The organism is Streptomyces sp. NPDC093598, assembly GCF_044764825.1.
Taxonomy (GTDB): domain Bacteria; phylum Actinomycetota; class Actinomycetes; order Streptomycetales; family Streptomycetaceae; genus Streptomyces.
This window is the reverse complement of the sequence record NZ_JBIWIV010000025.1, coordinates 1-15,841: the sequence shown is the minus strand read 5'-3', so window position 1 is coordinate 15,841 and position 15,841 is coordinate 1. Positions and strand designations below refer to the sequence as shown.

Here is a 15,841-nt window from a genome sequence, read left to right as displayed (position 1 = left end):
GCCGTGAGGAGCCCCGCCCGATGGACAGCCGCCGCCCCCCGCTCGCGCCCGCGTGCCCCACACTGCCGGAGTACGTACGGCACTGGGCCGAGACCATCCCCGACCGCCGGGCCTTCACCTTCGTCGAACATCCGGCACCGCACTCGCGCGGCGTCCACCGCACCCTGACCTGGCGCCGCCTGGACCTGCGGGTGCGGGCGCTCGCCGCCCGCCTCGCGGACGAGACGGGCCCCGGGGACCGGGTGGCGCTGCTGTGCCCGCAGGGCACCGAGTACGTGACCGCCTTCCTCGCGGCCCTGGCCGCCGGGCTGGTCGCCGTGCCGCTGTATCCACCGGGTCTGCCCGGGCACGCGGACCGGCTCGCGGGCGTCCTGGCCGACGCGCGTCTCTCGGTCGTGGTGACCACCCGCCGCGCCTCGGACGAGGTGCGGGACTTCCTCGGGTCCGGCGGGCCGCGGATCGTCGTCGCGGACGAGGTGCCCGACGTCGAGGGCCGGGACCGGCAGCCGGCCGCCCCGGACGCAGGGGCGCCCGCCTACCTCCAGTACACCTCCGGTTCGACCCGTGCCCCGGCCGGCGTGGAGATCAGCCACGGCAACGTGGTCGCCAACGCCCGCCAGGCGCTGGCCGCCTACGGCCTCGACACCCGCCCGATGACCAGTGTGGGCTGGCTGCCGCTCTACCACGACATGGGGCTGGTGCTCAGCGTCGCGGCCCCGGTGGCGCGCGGAGCGCTGTCGGTGCTGATGGACCCGGCGGCGTTCCTGCATGAGCCGGTGCGCTGGCTGCGGCTGCTCGCCGCGCATCCGAACGCCGTGAGCGCCGCGCCCAACTTCGCCTACGACTACTGCGTCGCGACCGTCACCGCCGACCAGAAGGAGGGTCTGCGGCTGGACAGGGTGACCGCGCTGATCAACGGCAGCGAGCCGGTCCGCCCGGGCACGGCCGACCGCTTCCACGCGGCGTTCGCCGACCAGGGCCTGGCTCCCGGGACGCACTGCCCGTCGTACGGGCTGGCCGAGGCGACGGTGTTCGTGTGCGCCGCCCGGCCGGGTGAGCCGCTCAGCCGGTTCGCGCTCGACCGCGACGCCCTGGCGGCTGGAAAGGCCCTTCCCGCACCCCCGGGCGATCCCCGGGCGGTGCTGCTGGCGGGCTGCGGCACTCCGGCGGGTCAGCGGGTCCGGGTCGCCGACCCGGTGACGCGGGTGGCGCTGTCGGAGGGCGAGGTCGGGGAGATCTGGGTGCAGGGGCCGAACGTGGGCCGCGGTTACTGGAACCGGGACTCGGAGGAGGTCTTCGGCGCGGAGTTCGCGGACGCCTCGGCCGGTCCGGGCCGCTGGCTGCGCACGGGTGATCTGGGGACCGTGCTGGAGGGGCAGCTCGTCGTCACGGGACGGCTAAAGGACCTGATCATCGTCGACGGGCGCAATCACTACCCGCAGGACGTCGAGGCGACGGCCCAGGAGACGCACGAGGCGGTGCGCCGGGACCGGCTCGCCGCCTTCGCCGTGCCGGGCGGCGCCGGTGGCGAGCGTGCGGTCGTGGTGGCGGAGCACGCACGGACCGTGCGGCTCGCCGAGCTGGACGTGGCGGCCGTGGCGCGAGCCGTGCGCGGTGCCGTCTCCGCCAGGCACGGGCTGCGGCTGGCCGATGTCGTCCTGGTGCCGCCGGGCACGGTGCCGCGCACCTCCAGCGGCAAGGTGTCGCGGGCGCTGACCCGCGCCCGGTATCTGGAGGGCGCCTACGGCGGGCATGCCCGGGCGGGGGCCGCGGGATGAGGCCCGTCGACGAGGCCGCGCTGCGCCGGCTGATCGCCGAGCGGGTGGCCGTCTGGAACGGCACCTCCCCGCAGGACGTCCCGATGGACCGGCCGCTCGCGGACCTCGGCATGGCCTCCCGCGATGCCGTCGCCCTGGCCGGTGAACTCTCCCGCGCCACCGGCCGCGAACTGCCGACGACACTGCTGTGGGAGACGCCCACCGGGGAGGCCCTGGTGGCGCGGCTGTGCGGCACGGGGGGTCCGGAAGCCGGGGCGGCGCCGGCGCGCACCGCGGTCACGGGCGCGGCGGCCGAGCCGGTCGCTGTCGTCGGGGTCGGCTGCCGCCTGCCCGGCGGCGTGCACGGCCCGGACGACTACTGGCGGCTGCTCAGCGGGGGCGTCGACGCGATCCGGCGCGTCCCGGAGGACCGCTGGCGCGACTTCACCGCGTTCCCGCCCGCCGACGCGCATCCCTACGGCGGCTATCTCGACGACATCGCCGGGTTCGACGCGGACTTCTTCCGCATCAGCCCGCGCGAGGCCGCGGTGATGGATCCCCAGCAGCGGATCCTGCTGGAGGTCGTCCACGAGGCGCTCGACCATGCCGCCGTGCCGGCCGAGTCCCTTGCGGGCAGCGCCACCGGCGTGTTCGTCGGCATCTCGGCACCGGAGTACGGGCAGCTCACGGGGGCCGACCCGGCCGCCGTCGATCCCTGGGCGCCTGCCGGGGGCGCCCTCAGCGTCGCCGCCGGGCGGCTCGCCTACGTCCTGGACACCCGGGGGCCGAGCCTGGCCGTCGACACGGCCTGCTCCTCCTCGCTGGTCGCCGTGCACCACGCCTGCGTCAGCCTGCGCACGGGCGAGAGTGACACGGCGATCGCGGCCGGGGTCAACGTGCTGCTGTCGCCGGCCGTCACGGTCGCCTTCAGCCGCGTGGGAGCCCTCGCGCCGGACGGACGCTGCAAGCCGTTCTCGGCGGCGGCCGACGGCATCGGCCGCGGCGAGGGCTGCGCGGCCGTGATCCTGAAGCGGCTGTCCGACGCCGAGCGGGACGGCGACCGTGTACTGGCCGTCATCCGGGCCAGCGCCGTCAACTCCGACGGCCGCTCGAACGGCCTCATGGCGCCCAACCCGGCCGCCCAGCAGGCGTTGCTGGAGCGGGCGTACGCGCAGGCGGGGCTCGCCGCGCAGCACGTCGACTACGTGGAGGCCCACGGCACCGGCACGCCGCTGGGCGACCCGATCGAGGCAGGGGCGCTCGGCGCGGTGCTGGGCGCGGGCCGCGACCCCGACCAGCCGCTGCTGCTGGGGTCCGTGAAGGGCAACCTCGGTCATCTGGAGTCCGCGGCGGGCGTCGCCGGTCTGGTGAAGACCGTGCTGGCTCTGCACCATGACGCCATCCCGCCGTCCCTGCATTGCGAGCAGGGCAGTTCGCTCACGGATGCGCGGCTGAGGGTGGTGACCGAGCCGGAGCCCTGGCCCCGCTACGGCGGCACGGCCGTCGCGGGCGTCTCGGGGTTCGGCTTCGGCGGCACCAACGCGCATGTGGTGCTGGAGGAAGGGCCGCCCGGCCTGGTTCCGGTACGACCGGCCGAGGAACCGGCCGCCCGCGTGCATCTGCTCTCCGACGTCGACACCGAGCGCCTCCGGGACACGGCGGGCAGGCTCGCGGCCCGGCTGCGCGACAGCGGCGCGCACCCCGCCGACGTGGCCCGGACCCTGGCCGGGCGCACGGGCCGGGGCCCCGTGCGCGCCGCGGTGGTCGCCCGCGACCGCGCCGAACTGACGGAAGCACTGCATGAGTTGGCGGCCGGGCGTTCGGACGCACGGGTGACGACCGGTGACCGCGACCGCGTGGGGCGCGGCACGGTGTGGGTCTTCTCCGGCTACGGCAGCCAGTGGCCCGGCATGGGGCGCCGGCTGCTGGCCGAGGAACCCGCGTTCGCCGCCGCCGTCGAGAAGCTCGACCCGCAGCTCGCCCCGGAATGCGGCCTGTCCCTCCACGACCGTCTGTCCTCGGGTGAAGGCCTCGATCGCCTCGAGGTTGCCCAACCGGTTTTGTTCGGGATGCAGTTGGCGCTCGCCGAGCTGTGGCGTGCCCACGGGGTCGAGCCCGCCGCCGTGATCGGTCACTCCATGGGCGAGGTGGCGGCGGCCGTGTGCGCGGGCGCGCTGGACGTGGCGGAGGGGGCGCGTGTCATCGCCGTACGGGCCCGGCTGCTGAGCGGTCTGCGCGGCGGCGCGATGGCCGTGGTGGACCTGGACGACGACGAACTGGACTCGCTGGCACGGGACTTCCCGGATGTGCATGTCGCCGTGCACTCCTCTCCCCGGCAGAAGGTCGTCACCGGCGAGGAGGCGGCGGTGGCCGGGCTCGTGCGCCGGCTGGACGGGCGGGGCCGCGCGGTCCGGGCCATGCGGGTCGTCGGCGCCGGGCACTCGCCGCAGGTGGACGGGCTGTTGCCAGAGCTGGTGGACGCGCTGTCGGGCATCCGGGGACGGCAGCCGCGCGTCCCGGTCCACTCCACGGTCCTCGACGACCCCCGCGGAGACTGTCTCTTCGACGCCGCACACTGGGCGGCCAACCTGCGGCGGCCCGTGCGGCTGGACCGGGCCCTCGCGTCGGCCGCGGCCGACGGCCACACGGCCTTCGTCGAGATCTCCCCCCACCCGGTGCTGACGGGGGCCGTCGCCGACACCGTGCCCGGCGCCCTCGCCCTGGCCACCCTGCGCCGGGACGCCGACGGATCGGGGGCGTTCGCCGGGCAGCTGGGCGCCCTGTACGCGGCGGGACAGCGGCTGCCCGTGCCACCGGGGCGGGTCGTCGACCTGCCGCTGCCCCGGTGGCGGCACGTACGGCACTGGTGGACCGACGGCCGGGCGGCGCGCACCGAGCCGGTGGCGGAGGAAAATCCCGCCGCACTGCCGGAACCCTCCTCGGTCCTGGCCCGCCTGATCCACCACATCGCCGCCGTCACCGGCCACTCCCCCGCCCGTATCAGCCCGGGCACCGCGTGGACCGACCTCGGGCTGGACTCGCTGATGGCCGTCCGCGTCCGCACGGCGGTGGAACGCGAGTTCGACATCGAACTGCCCCTGCGCGACCTGTTCGCCGCCGTCACCGTCGAGGACGCCGCCATCCGGGTCGAGCGCGCCCTCCCCCGCGACGACACCCCGGTGCGCGCCCTGCGCGCCGGCGGCTCACGGCCCCCACTGTTCCTCGTCCATGCCGCCGGCGGGCCGGTCGGCGTCTACCGGACGCTCACCGAACGGCTCGGCGGCGATCAGCCGGTGTACGGGCTGGAGCGGATCGAGGAGGCGCGGACCGTGCCCGACAAGGCGCGGCGCTACGCCGAGGCGATCAATGACATCCGCCCCGACGGCCCCTGCCTGCTGGGGGGCTGGTCCTTCGGGGGCTTCGTCGCCCAGGAGACCGCGCGCCAACTGACCGACGCCGGGCGGGAGGTGCGGCTGGTCGTGCTCATCGACTCCGTGCGGCCCCTCCCCCGGCCCGGACTGGCACCGGCCGACCGGATCCGGGCGCACTTCGAGGGCTTCGCCCGCCACGTCGCCGACACCCACGGCGTGCGGCTGGAGCTGCCGTACGACGAGCTCGTGGCGATGGACGACGACGCGGCCCGTATCGACGCCGTGCTGCGAGCGCTGCGCGAGGCCGCCGACGTGCCGCCCGCGGCGCTGGAGCACCAGCGCGCCTCCTACCTGGACATGGGCATCGGCGAGTCGCACCGGCCCGGCGGCTACGACGGTCCGGTGATCCTCTACCGGGCCACCGAACCCGCGCCGCACACCGTGCGCGACCCGGCGTACGAACGGGACGACCCGGCGCTGGGCTGGGACGAGGTGTGCCCACGCCTGGAAGTGGTGCCGGTGCCCGGTCACCATCTGTCGCTGCTCGATCCGCCGCACGTCGACGAGATCGCCGCCCATCTGAGCCGGATGCTCGCCGCACCGGCCCCCTGACATGGAACCCGAGGAGCCGTCATGCCCGACCTGCCGCAGAAGCCCCCTGCCGGAGTGTCCCGGCGCGCCGTCGCCAGAGCGACGGCCGCCGCCGGCCTCGCCGCCCTGTTCGGGGCCACGACCGGCACGGCCCCGGCCCGGGCGGCCGGCCGGCTCGGTCCCCGCACGCTGGACGTGTCCGTGCCCTCCGCCGCGCTCGGCCGCAGCGCGCCGGTCCGGCTGATCCTGCCGTCGGACTTCGGTACGCGCCCGGAGAAGAAGTACCCCGTGCTGTACCTGCTGCACGGCGCCCACGACGACTACACGTCCTGGACCCGCGAGACGGACATCGAGGCGTTCACCGCGGGCCGTGACCTGATCGTGGCTATGCCGGACGCGGGCCCCACCGGCATCCCCAGCGTCTGGCGCGGCGGCCCGGACTACGAGACGTTCCAGGTGAAGGAGGTGCCGGCGCTGCTCGCCCGGGACTACCGGGCCTCCGGCGTACGGGCGGTCGCCGGTGTCTCCACCGGCGGCTACGGGGCGATGGCCCACGCGGCCCGCCACCCCGGGGCGTTCACCGCGGCGGCCTCCTACAGCGGCATCCTCGACACCACGGCTCCCGGTGTTCCCGCCATCATGGACGCGATCGTCGCCCGCGAGAACCTGCCGGCCGCCTCCCTGTGGGGCAATCCGGTGTTCAACCTCCTGACGTGGCGGGACTTCAACCCGCGCGCCCGCGCCACCGGATTGCGCGGCACCGCGCTGTACGTGTCGCAGGGCAGCGGAGTGGGCGGCGGCGGTGATCCGCTGCCCGGGATACTGGAGAGCGCCCTGTGGCCCTCGGCCCAGGGTTTCGCCCGGACACTGGCCCTCATGGGAATCCCGGCCACCACGCACTTCTACGGGGGCGGCGGACACGACTGGGCGCACTGGAAACCGGAGTTCACCGCCTCGTGGCCGATCCTCGCCCGTGCGCTGGGTGTGCCCGAGTGACGGAGGTGCCGTCGGGGCACGGAACGGAGCGGAGGGGTCGTCCGTCCAACACAGGACTGCCCACTCGTCCCACAGGCATCAGCCCGCGGGTGAGCCGCTTCCGGTCGAAAGGAGTGTCCGTGATGGCTGTGCCCACCCCGCACGGCGTGCCGGACCACCCCACCGCGCTGCCACAGGTCCCGCCCGAGCTGGCGGAGCTGCTGCGCGCCAATCTGGCCGCCGTCGCCGACGAGGTGGAGGAGGAGGTCCGCCGCCAGGTCCCGGAGTACGCGCGGCCCGCCGACGGAACGTACCGCCAGAACCTGCGGTCCGGGGTGGTGCAGGCGCTGACCCTGTTCGTCGACCACATCGCCGACCCGCGCGACGACGGGGACGCGATCGCGGCGACGTACTACGAACTCGGGCGGGGCGAGGCCCTGGAGGGCCGCAGCCTGGACGCACTGCAGTCCGCGCTGCGGGTCGGCGGTCTGCGCGCCTGGCGGCTGATGGGCCGGACGGCGGAGGAACTCGGGCTGGACTCCACGGCCGTGGCCGCGCTGGGGGAACTGGCGTTCCGGACCGTGCACGAGGTCGCCCAGGCGGCCGCGTCCGGGTACGCGGAGGCCCAGCTGCGCAGCTCCGACGAGCTGGAGCGCCGCCGCAAGCGCCTGCTCGACCTGCTCCTGGAGGACGGGCCGGTGGCGCCGGAGGCCGTGCAGGACCTGGCGCACAGCGCGCGCTGGCCGGTGCCCCGGACGGTCGCCGTCGTGGCGCTCGCGGCGGCGCCGGACCGGCGGGAGGAGGACCGGCCGCTGGCGGCGGCGGGCGCCCTGGTGGACATGGGGTCCCGTCCGCCGCGGATGCTGGTGCCCGACCCGGACGGCCCGGGCGGCATCGGCGGCCGGGCGTTCACGCTGGCGCTGCGCGGCCGGCCCGCCGCGATCGGTCCGACGGTCGCGGTCACCGAGGCCGCGCGGTCGCTGCACCTGGCCACCCGGGCGCTCGGGCTGATGGGCCGTGGGGTGCTCCCCCGCCAAGGCGTGGTGCGCTGCTCCGAGCATCTGTCGACGCTCCTGCTGTACGGCGACGAGCCGCTGCTGGAGCGGCTCCGGGCGCGGGTCCTCGGGCCCCTCGACACGGTCTCCGCGGGGCAGCGCGACCGGCTCGCCGAGACACTGCTGGCCTGGCTGCTCAGCGGCAGCAACGTGCCGGACGTCGCCGTACGGCTGCACATCCACCCGCAGACGGTCCGCTACCGCCTGCGCCAGCTGGAGAAGCTCTTCGGCGACGCCCTGCACGACCCGGCGACCCGCCTCGACCTGATTCTCGCGCTGCGTGCGGAATCACTGCGCGCGGAATCACCGGCCCCGGGGCAGAACTGACTTCCTGAATTCAGGCGGCGTACTCAATCGGCGACAAAAACCGGCGGCGTTTCCATAATCCCGTCCATAACAGCCAGAGAGAGAAAGCGCATACGTTCGGGGCGTCCTTTTTCGCAGGCGCTCCACGCGCCTCCCAAGCGGAGGATCCCCCATGCGTATCCGTATCTGTCTCGTGGCGCTCACGCTGGCCGGCGGGGCCGGACTTGCCACCCTCTCGGCTCCCCCGGCCATGGCCGCGGCCTGCTCGGACGTCGAGGTCGTCGCGGCCCGCGGCACCTTCGAACCGGGCACGCTCGGCTTCATAGTCGGCGACCCGGTGTATTCCGCACTGCAGAAGAAGGCAGCGGGCAAGAACCTGTCCAGCTACAAGGTGAACTACCCCGCCGATCTCTCCCCCACGTCCGCGGCGCAGGGCAATCTGGACCTGGTGAACCACGTGAAGAACCAGGCCGCCGCCTGCCCGAGCCAGAAGTTCGTTCTCGTCGGCTATTCGCAGGGCGCGAACGTCGTCGACAACTCGATCGGCATCAGCAGCGCGGGCGCTGTGGTCGGCAGCCCCATCGTGGCCACGCTGCCCGCGGCACTCGAGCCGAAGGTCGCCGCGGTGCTGCTGTTCGGCAACCCCATCCGGGCGCTCGGCAAGAGCGTCACCGGCACGTACCAGAGCCGCACCCTGGACCTGTGCGCCCAGGGCGACCCCGTCTGCGAGAACGGCGGGGGTGACGTGGGGGCGCACCTCGGCTACCGGGACGACGCCGAGGAGGCGGCCACGTTCGCCGCGGGCAGGCTCTGAGACCCGCTCGTACACGAAGGGGCCCGGGAGGAGATCCTCCCGGGCCCCGGGCGTGCGTACGGGCACCTACCAGCGCGGTGTCCGGGCGAAGCCGGCGAGACCGGTGGAGACGGGCTCCGGGCGGCCGTTGTTCTGCACGGGCGCGGCGGTCAGGACGTCGAGGTGCTGGTAGCCGTCGGCGACCACGGGGTGCAGGTCGGCCGGGACCCGGCCGGCCAGCAGTCCCTCACCGGCGAGCACGGTGAGCACCGGGTTGGCCTTGAGCCCCTCGGGGTGGACGACGAGCTGCTTCACCTGCGGCGAGGTGGCCAGCTGGATGTCGGTGACCAGCTTGGTCGGGAAGTACTGCTCGGTGAAGTCCAGCGGCTGCTCGGCGAGGCTGCGGGCCAGTTGCCGCACGTCGGTGACCTCCTCACCGGCGCCGGTGAACGGGGTGCCGTCGGCCGACCGGTGTCCGGGGTCGTCCGGGTCGCCGACGCGGTCGTAGTTGCGCCAGGTGTAGAGCGGGCCCTTCGGCTTGTCGGGGATGGCCTTGTACGCGGTGCCGTACAGCCCCGGCTGCTGGTCAGCGCCGTTGGCGACGGGAAAGCTCTTGTCGGCGATCGGCCCGCCGTCGAAGAAGCCCACACTGGTCTGGAGGAACGCCAGCGGTACGGAGTTGTCGTCCAGCAGCGCCCCGAGCACGGCCCCGTTGGTGAGCCGGAAGTCCTTCACGGCGGGCTTGCCGCTGAGGAAGGCCGCGGTGTCCTTGGCGAACAGGAGACGGTGGGTGGCCTCGATGTTGAGGTTGGAGGGCAGATAGCGCGGCAGGTCGGCCTCGCCCTCCAGGTCGTCGAGGGCGCCGAGTCCGGCGATGCCGAGCAGGGTCATGGTCTCGGGGTTGAGCAGCACCGGCGCGGACAGCGTGCGCGGCAGCACCCCGCTGTCCAGCCCGGCCTGCAGGGCGCCGTAACCGAGGCCGATGTCGGGCAGGTTGGTGTCGTCCGGGATGCTGCCGCTGAGGTCGGCCAGTGAGGTGGAGACGGTCGTGTCGAGTGCGAAGTAACCGGCGCACTGGTTGTACCCGGCGTCCGCCGTGGTGGCGCGGTTGCCGTCGAAGTCGGCGGTGGCGAAGTACCCGGTGATCACACCGCCCAGCGAGTGCCCGCCGCACAGCACCTTCCGCTTGCGCTGCGCCTGGGAGGGCAACTCGGCGGTGAGGAGGTCGTACTGGTCGCGTACGGTCTGCTCGATCCCGAGCCTCGCCATCCAGCCCAGTTGTCCGTTGCCGGCGAAGCCGCCGAAGGTCCGGCCGCCGACCTGCTTGCCGCGGTAGTAGTAGTCGACGGCGGTGTGCTGGTCGCCGGAGGCGATGCCGGTGCGGTCCTCCAGGCAGTTGGAGCGCCGGTCCAGCGCCCAGAACTCGATGTGCAGCCCCTGCTCGGCGGCCGTCGTGACGGTGTTGCGGGCGACGCTGTCGAAGGCACCCGCTCCTTCCAGGATGCCGGGCTGGGCGATGAGGATCCGGTCCGCGTCGGCCGAGGCGGCCGGCCCGGCGGCGGAGCGGTAGCGCAGGTACGACAGCCAGTCGCACGCCGCGGGACGAGCCCCGGCCGACTCCGGCAGCGGCACCTTCACCCGCACCATCGACTCCGTCACTCCGGTCACCGGCGATGTCGACGTCACCGGTGTCTCGGTGCGCGCCCCGTCGGCCCGGGCGCCCGGGGCGGCGGCCGTGAGTGTCCCGGTGGTCAGCAGCACCGCCAGCACGGCACCGCACCACTTCCCTCTGCGCATACGGTTCATGTCCATGCCACGGACGCTAGGGCGGCGGCACCACCGCTCTCAGGCGGTGCTGATGAGAACTCAGCTTCCGGACAGCGCCTTGTCACCGGCGCACAGCGCGCCCGGTTCCCGAAGGCCCCGGAACGGGTTCGTACCGCTTCTGGACGCCACCGAGCTGCGAAACGGCCGTTTCGGGAGCATGGTGGGCCTATGGACGGTCAACCCCCTGTGGTCGTGCAGCCGCCCGCGACGGACGGCGGACGGCTGGTGACCATCCACGGCGAGCGCATGGGCGTCGCCTACAGCCTCTTCGACGTGCTGGACCTGCTGCATCGCGAGGGTCTGCCCACCACCGACACGGCCGTCGACGACACCGAGCTGATCGAGTGGCAGGGCGGCGGCCCGTACGACTGGAACAGCGGGGCGTCCGACGAGGCATGATCCGTCGTAGTCCGGCCAGGGCGGCCGGAGGAGCTCGTCGCGCCCGCGGTGACGGACGCGGTTCTCCGGTGTACCGCACCACTTGACGGCAGGGAAACGCCCCGGCCCCCGACCCCCGGCCGCGGCCCGCCCCGGCCCGGCCCGGCCCGGCCCGGCCCCTCAGCCTGATGCCGCCTTTGCCCCCTCGGCCAGCCGGTCGAGGCGGTCGCGCTGGGCGGACGTCAGCAACACGTCCGTCGAGCTTCCAGTCGCCGCCCGGGCCGGTGCGCGCCACACCCACCTTGGTGGTGATCAGCAGCCCCTCAGGGTAGGGATGCAGGGCCTCGGCGAGGAGCTCCTCATCGGCTCCGCCGCCGTACAGGTGCGCCGTGTCGATCAGCGTGACGCCCAGCTCCACGGCCCCCCGGGCCACCGCGAGGGCGTTTCCCCGATCCGGGCCGTGCTCGGTCGGCAGATGCATGGCCCCATAACCGAGCCGGTGTACGTCCAGATCCCCGCCGATGCGGAACGTCGATGCCATGAGCCGCTGTCTTCCCTCCGCTCAAGAGGCCACGGCAACAGGGCAGTTGGCCACGGCACCGGCCGCCGCGACACGTCACCCCGCCCACGGCGCGGCCCGCTCGACGAGCCGTTGTCCCTACCCGGCGCTACGCTGCGCGAAAACGGCCCTTTGCCCCCTTCTGGGAGGTTCTCATGGTTTCGCGCCTCAACCCGTACCTCAGTTTCAACGGCGACGCCCGGCAGGCGATGGAGTTCTACAAGGAGGTCTTCGGCGGCACCCTCGCCCTCAACAGCTACGGAGAGTTCGGGCAGGCGGACGCCCCGAACGCGGACAAGATCATGCACGGCATGCTGGAAACCACCAGCGGCTTCACCCTCATGGGCGCCGACAACCCGCCGGGCATGGAGTCCGAGCAGGGCAGCTCCTACTCCGTGAGCCTGAGCGGCGACGACGACGCCGAGCTGCGCGGCTACTGGGAGAAGCTCTCCGAGGGCGGCTCGGTGTCGGTGCCGCTGGAGAAGCAGATGTGGGGCGACGTGTTCGGCATGTGCACCGACCGGTTCGGCGTCCCGTGGATGGTCAACATCAGCACGGAGAGCTGAGCAGCCGGGCACGACGGTCCAGGACCGCCCGCCGTCGACAAGCCGTGGGTGAACTACCTGTACTGCGCGCCGCACACCTTCCACCCGTCCGGCGCCGACCCGGGCGCGGACATCGCGGCGATGATGCGCTACGCCGGTGACAAGCTCCAGCACGTGCACATCGCGGACTCCTTCAACCACAAGGGATCCAGCGGCCTGCGCCACATCCCGAACCCGCCGGGCACCCCGGCCCGGATCCACCAGCACCTCGACATCGGCCAGGGCGAGGTCGACTGGGCAAGGAGCTCGCCGGGTAGCACGCCGGCCGGGGCCCGCGCGAGGGCCCCGGCCGGAGCCGTGTCAGGAACTCGTGAGGACGACGAGCCGCTGGGTCGCCCGGGTCATCGCGACATAGTGGTCGACCGCTCCCTCGATGCCCGTGCCGAAGTCCTGCGGGTCGACGAGCACCACCAGGTCGAACTCCAGCCCCTTCGACAGCTCCGGCGTCAGCGACCGGACGCGGGACGACGCCGGCCGGAACCCCGGGTCGCCGATGACGCAGGCGACCCCCTCCGCATGGGCGGCGAGCCAGGTGTCGAGGACCGAGTCCAGCTCCGCCGTGGATCCGTACCGGACGGGGACGCCGCCACTGCGGATCGAGGTCGGCACGTTGGCGTCCGGCAGCGCGGCCCGGATGACCGGCTCGGCTTCCGCCATGATCTCCTCGGGCGTGCGGTAGTTGATGCGCAGGGAGGCCATCTCGACCCGGTCCAGCCCGATCCGCTCCAGCCGTTCGCGCCACGACTCCGTGAATCCGTGCCGGGCCTGGGCACGGTCCCCGACGATGGTGAAGCTGCGGGACGGGCAGCGCAGCAGCAGCATCTGCCACTGCGCGTCGGTCAGTTCCTGTGCCTCGTCCACGACGATGTGCACGAACGGTCCCGCGAGCCGGTCGGGGTCGGCGGTGGGCAGAGCGCTCTCGTCGACCAGGGAGTTGCGCATGTCCTGCCCGTGCAGCATGACCAGCACGCCTTCGCCGTCGTCGTAGCTGTGGGCCTCCAGCAGGTTGTCGATGACGTCGGCCATGCGCTCCTGCTGGGCGGCGACGGCGGCCTCCTGCCGGCGCTTGCGCCGTGACGTCTCCGGGTCGCCGAGCCGCTGCCGGGCCGCGTCCAGCAGCGGCAGGTCGGACACCGTCCAGGCCTGGGGTTCCTCGCGTTGCAGGAGGCGCACCTCGTCCCGGCCGAGCCAGGGCGCGCACATGCGCAGGTAGGCCGGAACCGACCAGAGGTCGCCGACGAGGTCGGTGGCTTCGAGGATCGGCCAGGCACGGTGGAAGGCCGCGAGCAACTCCCGGTCCTGGGACAGCGCCTTGCGGAGCAGGGCCTCGGAGATCTCGCCCTCGTGCTTGTCCACAAGGATTGTGAGCAGTTCCTCCCAGACCTGCTCGCGTGCCTCGTTGTGCGGTGCGCCGGGGTCCGCCGCCTCGAACGCCGCGGCCCAGTCGCCGGCGCTCAGGCGGATGTCGGACCAGTGGGTCGTGACCGTCATCGGCCGGGTGGGCGGCTCCTCGTAGAAGCGGACGGCCTTCTCGATCGCCCGCACCATGTCCGCGGACGACTTCAGGCGTGCCACCTCCGGGTCGGTCTCCTCCTCCGCCGTGGCGCCTTCGTCGACGAGGTCACGCAGGATGCAGGTCTGCACGCCCTCCTCGCCGAGGCTGGGCAGGACGTCGGAGACGTACGAAAGGTAGGGCCGGTGCGGGCCGACGAACAGCACGCCGCCCCGGCGGTGCTGTCCGAGGCGCGGGTCGGAGTGGAGGAGGTAGGCGGAGCGGTGCAGGGCGACGACGGTCTTGCCGGTGCCCGGGCCGCCGTCGACGACGAGGGCGCCGCGGGACCCGGCGCGGATGATGGCGTCCTGGTCGGCCTGGATGGTGCCGAGCACATCCCGCATGCGGGGCGAGCGGTTGGTGCCGAGGCTTGCGATGAAGGCGGACTGGTCGTCGAGCGCGGCGTGGCCCTCGAATCCGTCGGCGGTGAACACCTCGTCCCAGTAGTCGCCGACCCGGCCGCCGGTCCAGCGGTACCTGCGGCGCCGGGCCAGTCCCATCGGGTTGGCGTGGGTGGCCCCGAAGAACGGCTCGGCGGCCGGGGAACGCCAGTCGACCAGCAGTCGGCGCCCCTCGCTGTCCGTGAGGCCGAGCCGCCCCACGTACACGGGCTCGGAGCCGTCGGCACCGACCATGTGCCCGAGGCACAGGTCGAGTCCGAAGCGGCGCAGTGCGCGCAGCCGGGCGGTCAGCCGGTGGATCTCGGCGTCCCGGTCCATCGCCTGCCGTCCCTTGCCGCCGGGTGCCCTGCGCTCGGCTTCGAGACGCCCGGACAGTTCGGCGATCGACTGCTCGAGGCAGTCGGCGACGGCGGCGAAGTGCTGTTCGTCCCCGGCGATCAGTTCCGGTTCGGCCTTGTGCGCGAGGCGGTCGGGAAGATCGAACGCGCTCGTGGTCGCAGGGGTCACGTCATGCTCCCGTTTCCGCAGGTCCTGGGCCTAGGCCGGACATTCTGCGGGAGACGGGGGGCCTTGCCGCAAGACCCCCCGTGCGTTATAACTTGAGAGTGGCAAGGAGAGCGCTCCTTGCCTTTCTTGTTGCCCGCCGGCCGTTTCCGTGTGGCACGCTCTTCGTCCTTGGCAGCGAGGAGAGGCGGCGGCATGCGGATAGGACTGCTCGGCACCGGACCCTGGGCGCGGATGGCCCACGCACCCGCGTTGAGCGGGCACGAGGGGCTGGACTTCACAGGCGTGTGGGGTCGCCGTCCGGAGGCCGCCAAGGAGTTGGCCGAGCGGCACGGCGTGCGAGCGTACGACGACGTCGACGCGTTGTTCGCCGACGTGGACGCGGTGGCCGTGGCGCTGCCGCCGCAGGTGCAGGCCGGGCTCGCCGAACGGGCGGCGCGGTCCGGGTGCCATCTGCTGCTCGACAAGCCTCTGGCGCCGACGGTGGAGCAGGGGCGGGCGGTGGTCGAGGCGGCGAAGGAGGCCGGTGTCGCCTCGGTCGTGTTCTTCACGGCCCGCTTCCAGCCCGAGCCTGCGGCGTGGATCGCGGAGCAGGCGGCGGTGCCGGGCTGGTTCACGGGGCGGGCCGAGTGGCTCGGGGCGGTGTTCAGCGGTGAGAGCTCCTTCGCGACGCCGTGGCGGCGGGAGAAGGGCGCCCTGTGGGACGTCGGCCCGCACGCCCTGTCCGTGCTGCTGCCGGTCCTCGGCGACGTGCGGCAGGTGACGGCGGCGGTGTACGGACCCGGCGACACGTCCCATGTCGTCCTCGATCATGCGGGTGGCGCGTCGAGCACCCTCACCCTGAGCCTCACGGCACCGGCCGCCGCTGCCGGTGCCGCCGTGGAGCTGCGCGGGGACGCCGGGGTCGCGGTGCTTCCGGACAGCTCCGACGGGGCGGTGCCCGCGCTGATGCGGGCGGCGGACGCGCTGCTCGACGCCGCCCGGACCGGCCGCCCGCACGCCTGTGACGCGGCGTTCGGGCTGCGGGTGACGGAGATCCTCACGGCGGCGCAGGACCTGCTGAACAACGGGTCCTAAAGGGTGTTGCAGAAGGCTTTGCGGCGGGCATTTTGCCTGTATGGGTGGGGTGTTGAGGGCTGAGCCGGTGTGGGTGGAGACGTTCACGGG

At 73.6% G+C, this 15,841-nt stretch carries 10 protein-coding genes and 2 pseudogenes; 9 read left to right on the top strand and 3 right to left on the bottom strand.

Going from position 1 to position 15,841, the window contains the following annotated elements; genetic code table 11:
- Positions 1-20: 20 nt before the first annotated feature.
- The 5 genes from ACIRDU_RS37395 (at position 21) to ACIRDU_RS37375 (ending at position 8,869) form a co-directional block, all read left to right on the top strand.
- Entirely contained in the window at positions 21-1,778 is a 1,758-nt protein-coding gene (locus ACIRDU_RS37395) for a fatty acyl-AMP ligase (RefSeq protein WP_403588469.1), read from the top strand.
- Positions 1,775-5,740, top strand: a complete 3,966-nt coding sequence (locus ACIRDU_RS37390; protein WP_403588467.1) for a beta-ketoacyl synthase N-terminal-like domain-containing protein — start codon at positions 1,775-1,777, stop codon at positions 5,738-5,740. The genes ACIRDU_RS37395 and ACIRDU_RS37390 overlap by 4 nt, the downstream gene beginning before the upstream one ends.
- A 21-nt stretch (positions 5,741-5,761) precedes the next feature.
- The gene (locus ACIRDU_RS37385; RefSeq protein WP_403588465.1) at positions 5,762-6,715 is read left to right on the top strand and encodes an alpha/beta hydrolase; all 954 of its coding nucleotides are present in this window, start codon (positions 5,762-5,764) and stop codon (positions 6,713-6,715) included.
- Between the two features lie 122 nt (positions 6,716-6,837).
- The gene (locus ACIRDU_RS37380; RefSeq protein ID WP_403588463.1) at positions 6,838-8,076 is read left to right on the top strand and encodes a PucR family transcriptional regulator; all 1,239 of its coding nucleotides are present in this window, start codon (positions 6,838-6,840) and stop codon (positions 8,074-8,076) included.
- 151 nt (positions 8,077-8,227) lie between these two features.
- Positions 8,228-8,869, top strand: a complete 642-nt coding sequence (locus ACIRDU_RS37375; RefSeq protein WP_403588461.1) for a cutinase family protein — start codon at positions 8,228-8,230, stop codon at positions 8,867-8,869.
- Between the two features lie 66 nt (positions 8,870-8,935).
- Here the strand turns inward: ACIRDU_RS37375 and ACIRDU_RS37370 are convergent, their stop codons facing one another.
- Complete coding sequence (locus tag ACIRDU_RS37370; protein WP_403588459.1) at positions 8,936-10,660, bottom strand: hypothetical protein; 1,725 nt, start codon at positions 10,658-10,660, stop codon at positions 8,936-8,938.
- A 183-nt stretch (positions 10,661-10,843) separates the two neighbouring features.
- On the opposite strand from ACIRDU_RS37370, the gene ACIRDU_RS37365 reads away from it, so the two are divergent.
- The gene (locus tag ACIRDU_RS37365) at positions 10,844-11,074 is read left to right on the top strand and encodes a hypothetical protein (RefSeq protein WP_104788031.1); all 231 of its coding nucleotides are present in this window, start codon (positions 10,844-10,846) and stop codon (positions 11,072-11,074) included.
- Positions 11,075-11,288: 214 nt separating this feature from the next.
- On the opposite strand, the pseudogene ACIRDU_RS37360 reads toward ACIRDU_RS37365, so the two are convergent.
- Positions 11,289-11,594: pseudogene (locus ACIRDU_RS37360) on the bottom strand (aldo/keto reductase); the annotation flags it as partial.
- A 173-nt stretch (positions 11,595-11,767) separates the two neighbouring features.
- Here ACIRDU_RS37360 and ACIRDU_RS37355 point away from each other — a divergent pair.
- Positions 11,768-12,178: a VOC family protein gene (locus tag ACIRDU_RS37355; protein WP_403588457.1), complete on the top strand. Its 411-nt coding sequence runs from the start codon at positions 11,768-11,770 to the stop codon at positions 12,176-12,178.
- 30 nt (positions 12,179-12,208) lie between these two features.
- Positions 12,209-12,454, top strand: a pseudogene (locus ACIRDU_RS37350) (TIM barrel protein); the annotation flags it as partial.
- A 63-nt stretch (positions 12,455-12,517) separates the two neighbouring features.
- Here ACIRDU_RS37350 and helR read toward each other — a convergent pair.
- Entirely contained in the window at positions 12,518-14,677 is a 2,160-nt protein-coding gene (gene helR, locus ACIRDU_RS37345; protein WP_403588455.1) for an RNA polymerase recycling motor ATPase HelR, read from the bottom strand.
- Between the two features lie 192 nt (positions 14,678-14,869).
- On the opposite strand from helR, the gene ACIRDU_RS37340 reads away from it, so the two are divergent.
- Positions 14,870-15,751: a Gfo/Idh/MocA family protein gene (locus ACIRDU_RS37340; RefSeq protein ID WP_403588453.1), complete on the top strand. Its 882-nt coding sequence runs from the start codon at positions 14,870-14,872 to the stop codon at positions 15,749-15,751.
- Positions 15,752-15,841 lie beyond the last annotated feature (90 nt).